Below are 5,182 nucleotides of genomic sequence, written 5' to 3'. Positions count from 1 at the left end.
AGACAAAGGCGCCGGGGAAATCGGCAGGCGCTGTGGTGTACTCGACAGCCGGTGCGATGGGTGGAACCCCATCGGAGACAGAACTGGCGCCTTCTGCGGGCAGATTTGCACTGCTCGCGAAGATGTCGGGCGATGGTTCGGCTGAATGAAAGTCTTTTATCGCTGCCATCGACGCGGCCGGATCCATGGGGAAGTCGCGGGGCTCGGTGAGACTGGCAAAAACATCATGCGCTGCCGGGGGATGAACCTGCGCCTCATCATCGAGAAGGAAGGAGGGCGGTGTGTAGTCGTCCTCAGCCGCAGGTGCGTCGGCTTCTTCGTCGGGCGGAGGCCAGGTGACGGCGGGAGCGGCGGCTTCACGCTGGATCTGCTGCCGCAGCCATTCTCCGATGGGATCCTGTGGCAAAGATTCCGCCGGTGGAGCCGGAGGGAACGGCGGCGAGGATTTCGGAAGCTGAGCAGTGGCTTTTTTCTGCTTCAGCAAGGCGAGCGCGGTGACTCCGGCGGCGACGACGAGTGGTGCCTTGGGCAAACGTGAGGCGACAATGCCGCCAAGGGCGGTGGCCGTGAGAAGAGCGAGCGCACCGGGCGGCTGACCGACGGGTGATGAGGCGGGGAGGTGTGGGGTTGCCTCAGGATCGGTGCTCATCCGTGAATTGACGCGGAGGTTACCGCAACGCGGCAGATGCGGCAAGACGCATCTGCCACGGACCTCCGCGCACGGCGGTTATTTGTTGGCATCACCACCACCGGCGACTGCGACTTCGGCGTCTTCGGGCGGAAGGAAGTTCTTGAAGCGGCCCTTGTCGATGGCCTTCATGTAGGCCTCCATAGGGCTGACGTAGCCATCACGCAGCTTCTGCCAGATGGCGTCGTCCATGAACTGCATGCCCTGCGCCTTGCCGCCAATGATGACGTCGTAAAGCTTTTGCGTGGCACCTTCACGAATGATGGCGCCGACGGCTGGGTTCGAGACCATGATCTCATTCACGGCAGCACGGCCTTTGCCATCCGACTTCTTCATGAGGAGCTGGGCGACGACGCCTTTCAAGGACGCTGCGAGCATGGTGCGCACCTGGCTCTGCTGGTCGGAGGGGAACACGTCGATGATACGGTCAACGGTCTTGCGGGCGTTGTTGGTGTGCAGGGTGCCGAAGACGAGCAAGCCGGTTTCTGCGGCGGTGAGAGCGAGCGAGATGGTCTCCAAGTCGCGCATTTCGCCCACCAGCACGATGTCGGCATCTTCACGCAAGGCGGCGCGGAGGCCGTCGGCGAAGCTCGGTGTCTGGATGGGCACCTCACGCTGGGTGATGATGCTCTTCTTGTTGCGATGCACGAATTCGATCGGTTCCTCGATCGTGATGATGTGACGGCGGAAGTTGATGTTGATGTAATCGAGCAGGGCCGCGAGCGTGGTCGATTTGCCGGAGCCGGTGGGGCCGGTGACGAGCACGAGGCCGCTGCGCATGTGGCCGAACTCCTTCACCACGGGCGGAATGCCGAGCTGTTCGAGCGAGGCGATCTTCGTGGGAATGATACGGAAGACGCAGCCGTAGCCGTGCTGCTGACGGAGGTAGTTGCAGCGGAAGCGGTTGTCCGCGTCCATCTCGTATGCGAAGTCGAGGTCGCCTTTTTCCTTGTAGCGGTCCCAGGCGCGGGTCTCGCAGATCTCGCGCATCATGGTCTCCATGAGGCGTTCGTCGAGGATCTGGTCGGAAATGGGCTTGATGCTGCCGTGGACGCGCACCTTCGGTGGCTGGCCCTGGCTGAGGTGAAGGTCGGAGCCGCCCAGTTCGATGAGCTTGTGGAAATATTGGTCAATGATTGGCATGAGCGCAGAGGGCTAAGTGCTAAGAGCGAAGAGACAGTGGGTGGGGACGGGAGTGGAGGGCGGTGAAGAGGACGAAGCGCGGTCCGGGCTCGATGCCCTCTGCTCTTCGCCCTTCGCTGTCAGGACTCGAAGTATTTGCGCATGAGGATCTTGTCCTCGGCACGGGATTCACATTCTTCGCGGCTGATCTGGCCGGTGGCGTAAAGATTCCGCAGGGCGTCATCCATGGTGACCATGCCGACTCCTTTGCCTGTCTGCATGACGCCGGCGAGCATGTACGTCTTGCCTTCACGGATGCAGTTGCCGACGGCGGGTGTGTTCACCAGCACTTCAAGGGCCATCACGCGGCCGTTGCCGTCGATTTTCGGCACGAGCTGCTGCGAAAGGATGCCGCGCAGAGATTCGGACACCATGATGCGGATCTGGTCACGTTGATCGATGGGGAACACGTCGAGCACGCGGTCGAGTGTGCGTGCGGCGCTGCCGGTGTGCAGGGTTCCGAGCACCAAGTGGCCCGTTTCAGCGGCGGTGATGGCGAGCTGGATCGTCTCAAGGTCACGCATTTCACCGACCATGATCACGTCAGGATCCTCACGCAGCGCCCCACGAAGGGCGGCGGCGAAGGAGGCGGTGTGAGTGTGGACTTCACGCTGATTCACGTGGCAGCCCTTGGGCTCGATGACGTATTCGATCGGGTCTTCCAGCGTGATGATGTGGTCCTGGCGCTCGGCGTTGATGGAATCGACCAGCGCGGCCAGTGTCGTCGATTTCCCGCAGCCGACCGGGCCGGTGACGAGGATGAGGCCGTTGTGGAAACGGGTGAGCGTCTTGACGGTGTCCGGCAGGCCGAGTTCCTCCACGGTGCTGACCTTCGTCTTGATGACGCGGAAGACCATGTCGATCCCGAGGCGCTGCTGCACCACGGAGGAGCGGAAACGGCCGTAGTTGGGCGAATACGCGAAATCGACGTCACCACGCGATTCGAGCTGCTTGATCTGTGCCTCGCCGAGGAAACCGTAGGCCAGACGCCGCGTGTCCTCCGGTGTCAGCATGGCGGCGTTGTTCCAGATGGGCTGCAGGTTGCCATAACGACGCCAGACGGGCTGCGCACCGGTGGCGAGGTGCAGGTCGGACGCGTCATACTGCATGCAGAAGCGCAGGTAATCGTCCACGGAGCCGAGGACGGGCAGGAGTTCTTCAGGAGGAGGTTGGTTGGTGTCGGACATGAAAAAGAGGGAGCGCACTAGACTGCTTCCGTGTCAGGAGCGTTCGGAGAAACCTGACGTTGGTGCAGATAAGATTCAATCAGGCGGGAGGCGTAGCCGAGGGCGTTTTTCCGCACAAGGCCGATCACAGGGCTCAGCAAAAAGGGCAGCCAGGCGCGGCCGGCGCCCCGGCTGGAGGAGCCGCCGCCATCGGACCGAGCGGAAGGCCAGGCGAGCCGCATCACGACCAGGCCTGCCAAAGCCGCGCCACCGAGCCAAAGCGCCCGATGTTTTTCAAAACTACGGGCGACCATCGCACGCGGGCTCCATTCGGCCGCTGCCAGGGTGGCATGATGCGCCAGGGACACGCGGGCGTCCTCCAGATCACGCAAAGCCTGCTGCTTGGGCGTCAGTTGTCCTTGTTGCTGGCGAGCCATTCGCGATCGCGGCGGAATTGGTTGAAGGTTTCCTCGAAGAGACGCAGACCGTGCAGCCTGGACTTCAGCCCGGCGAGAAACAGCAGACCCAGGACGAGATGGATACCCGCTCCTGCAAGCGCCACTCGGGTCCAGTGCCAGCCGTTTGCCTCGGCGATGATCCACACCAGCGCGGGGGTGGCCAGCAGCCAGCCGATGATCAGGGCGGTGAGCGCCATCATGAACATGCCGGTGAGTCCGGCGAGCCTGCCGCCGGCCTCCTGGCCTTCGATGTGCAGCAGGCGTCCGCGTGCCTCCGCGTACAACGCGACGGAACGCAGTAGTCCTGATGCGCTGGCGCTTTCCTCGGCGTGCGGCGTGCCTGGATTCATGGGCGGAGGGCGGGAGCGCGGCGAAGATCAGCGGCGCAGGATGGAGCCGACGACAAAACCGATGCCAAACGCTGTGAGCAGCGCCTGCAGCGGCTTCTCGCGGGCGAATTTCTCCGCCTCGGCGCGGAGGTCTGCATAACGCTCACGAGCCTCGGTGAAAGTGTGATCGGCAAACTCTCCGGCACGGTCCTTGATGTCCGTTGCCTTTTGTTCCGCCGTGGCGCGGATCTGCTGCGCGCGCGATTCGGCGGCGGTGCGGAATTCGCTGGCCTTCTGCGCGGCCGCCGCACGCAGCTCCTCGGCTGCCTTCAAGGCGCTGGCTTTCGCGGCTTGAAACGGATCATGCGGCGAGGCTGCGCCGAAGGAAGAGTCTGCGGTGGGGTTCTCAGTCATGGGGACGAAGGGGGCTGGAGGTCCGGCAAAGGTGACGCGCATGATGCGCTCAACCTTGGATGCTTTCAATAAAGACAGTCTCCTTCCGTTTGGCGAGGGGAAAAAAGCGATCCGCTGATTTCTAAACCGCAGCTCCAGCCGGACGCCTCAGCCGTTGCGCGTGGCTCCACGGGCCGCTGCTTTCCGTGCGGCGGGAGACTGGCGCCGGCGGGCCAGCAGCAGGGAAAGTTGCAGGCCGGACGTTTGCTGGCGGCTGCTGGCAAGTTCCGCCTTCACAGCGGCCAGCTCTTGTTCCAGAGCCTGCACTCGCAGCGTCTCCATGCTGGGCAGGGAAGGCAGGGAGGCGGGTGCCTCGCCATTTTTCACCGGTGCCACGGTCTTCAACGCGGCGGCGGTCGCCGCCAGCGCCGGTCTGGCCGCCAGACGGGCTTCGAGCCCGGTGATCTTCGCGAGCGCGGCCTCCAGTGTCTCGTCCAACATCTCATCGTGCTTCTTCTGTGCGTGATGATTGCCCTGCTCGGACTGCTGATGGCGTACGGCCAGATCCGCACGCAGCGCGTCGAACTGCCGCTGCAACTTCGCCCTCAACGAGGCGGCCTCCTGCTGGATGCCCGTCAGCTCATGCTGCTGGTCCTTGATCTGTTTCGTCAGCTTCGGTTCCTCGCGGCGCATGCGGCGGTTTTCAGCGGAAAGACGAATCCAGCGAACGATGGAGGCGAGGAACAGGAACCCGGCAATCCAGAGCAGCAACTGCAGGGCCGGCACATCCAGGGTAAGCTTGGGAAGCATAAGGCCAGTGTATGCAGCACGAGGCGTTCCAAATCAATCAGCCATGCGTTCCTTCGCTTTGACGAACTTTCAATTCGGCGAAAGCGCCGTTGAACTGAGCCGCTGCGCGGAGGGTGCGTGAGGGGAGTTTGGATGGGGAGTACGCTGGGGGGCTAT

6 protein-coding genes and 1 pseudogene are annotated in these 5,182 nt (G+C 63.1%); all 7 read right to left on the bottom strand.

The features are described from left to right. A pseudogene (locus IAE77_RS00455) lies at positions 1–649 on the bottom strand (hypothetical protein); the annotation flags it as partial. Positions 650–727: 78 nt separating this feature from the next. Then, positions 728–1,831, bottom strand: coding sequence for a type IV pilus twitching motility protein PilT (locus tag IAE77_RS00450; RefSeq protein ID WP_294219685.1), 1,104 nt, complete (start codon positions 1,829–1,831; stop codon positions 728–730). Positions 1,832–1,950: 119 nt separating this feature from the next. After that, a complete protein-coding gene (locus tag IAE77_RS00445) occupies positions 1,951–3,057 on the bottom strand; it encodes a type IV pilus twitching motility protein PilT (RefSeq protein WP_294219684.1) in 1,107 nt (368 codons plus the stop codon). A 17-nt stretch (positions 3,058–3,074) separates the two neighbouring features. Then, entirely contained in the window at positions 3,075–3,473 is a 399-nt protein-coding gene (locus tag IAE77_RS00440) for a hypothetical protein (RefSeq protein ID WP_294219683.1), read from the bottom strand. After that, a complete protein-coding gene (locus IAE77_RS00435) occupies positions 3,446–3,844 on the bottom strand; it encodes a phage holin family protein (protein ID WP_294219682.1) in 399 nt (132 codons plus the stop codon). Before IAE77_RS00435 ends, IAE77_RS00440 begins: the two co-directional genes overlap by 28 nt. A gap of 27 nt (positions 3,845–3,871) precedes the next feature. Continuing rightward, complete coding sequence (locus tag IAE77_RS00430; protein WP_294219681.1) at positions 3,872–4,237, bottom strand: hypothetical protein; 366 nt, start codon at positions 4,235–4,237, stop codon at positions 3,872–3,874. A gap of 147 nt (positions 4,238–4,384) precedes the next feature. After that, on the bottom strand, positions 4,385–5,026 hold the full coding sequence (locus IAE77_RS00425; protein WP_294219680.1) for a hypothetical protein: 642 nt from the start codon (positions 5,024–5,026) through the stop codon (positions 4,385–4,387). Between the last annotated feature and the right edge of the window lie 156 nt (positions 5,027–5,182).

The organism is Prosthecobacter sp., from assembly GCF_014879935.1.
In the GTDB taxonomy this organism is placed as follows: domain Bacteria; phylum Verrucomicrobiota; class Verrucomicrobiia; order Verrucomicrobiales; family Verrucomicrobiaceae; genus Prosthecobacter.
The sequence above is the reverse complement of the archived record's forward strand: the minus strand, read 5'-3'. Positions and strand labels throughout refer to the sequence as shown.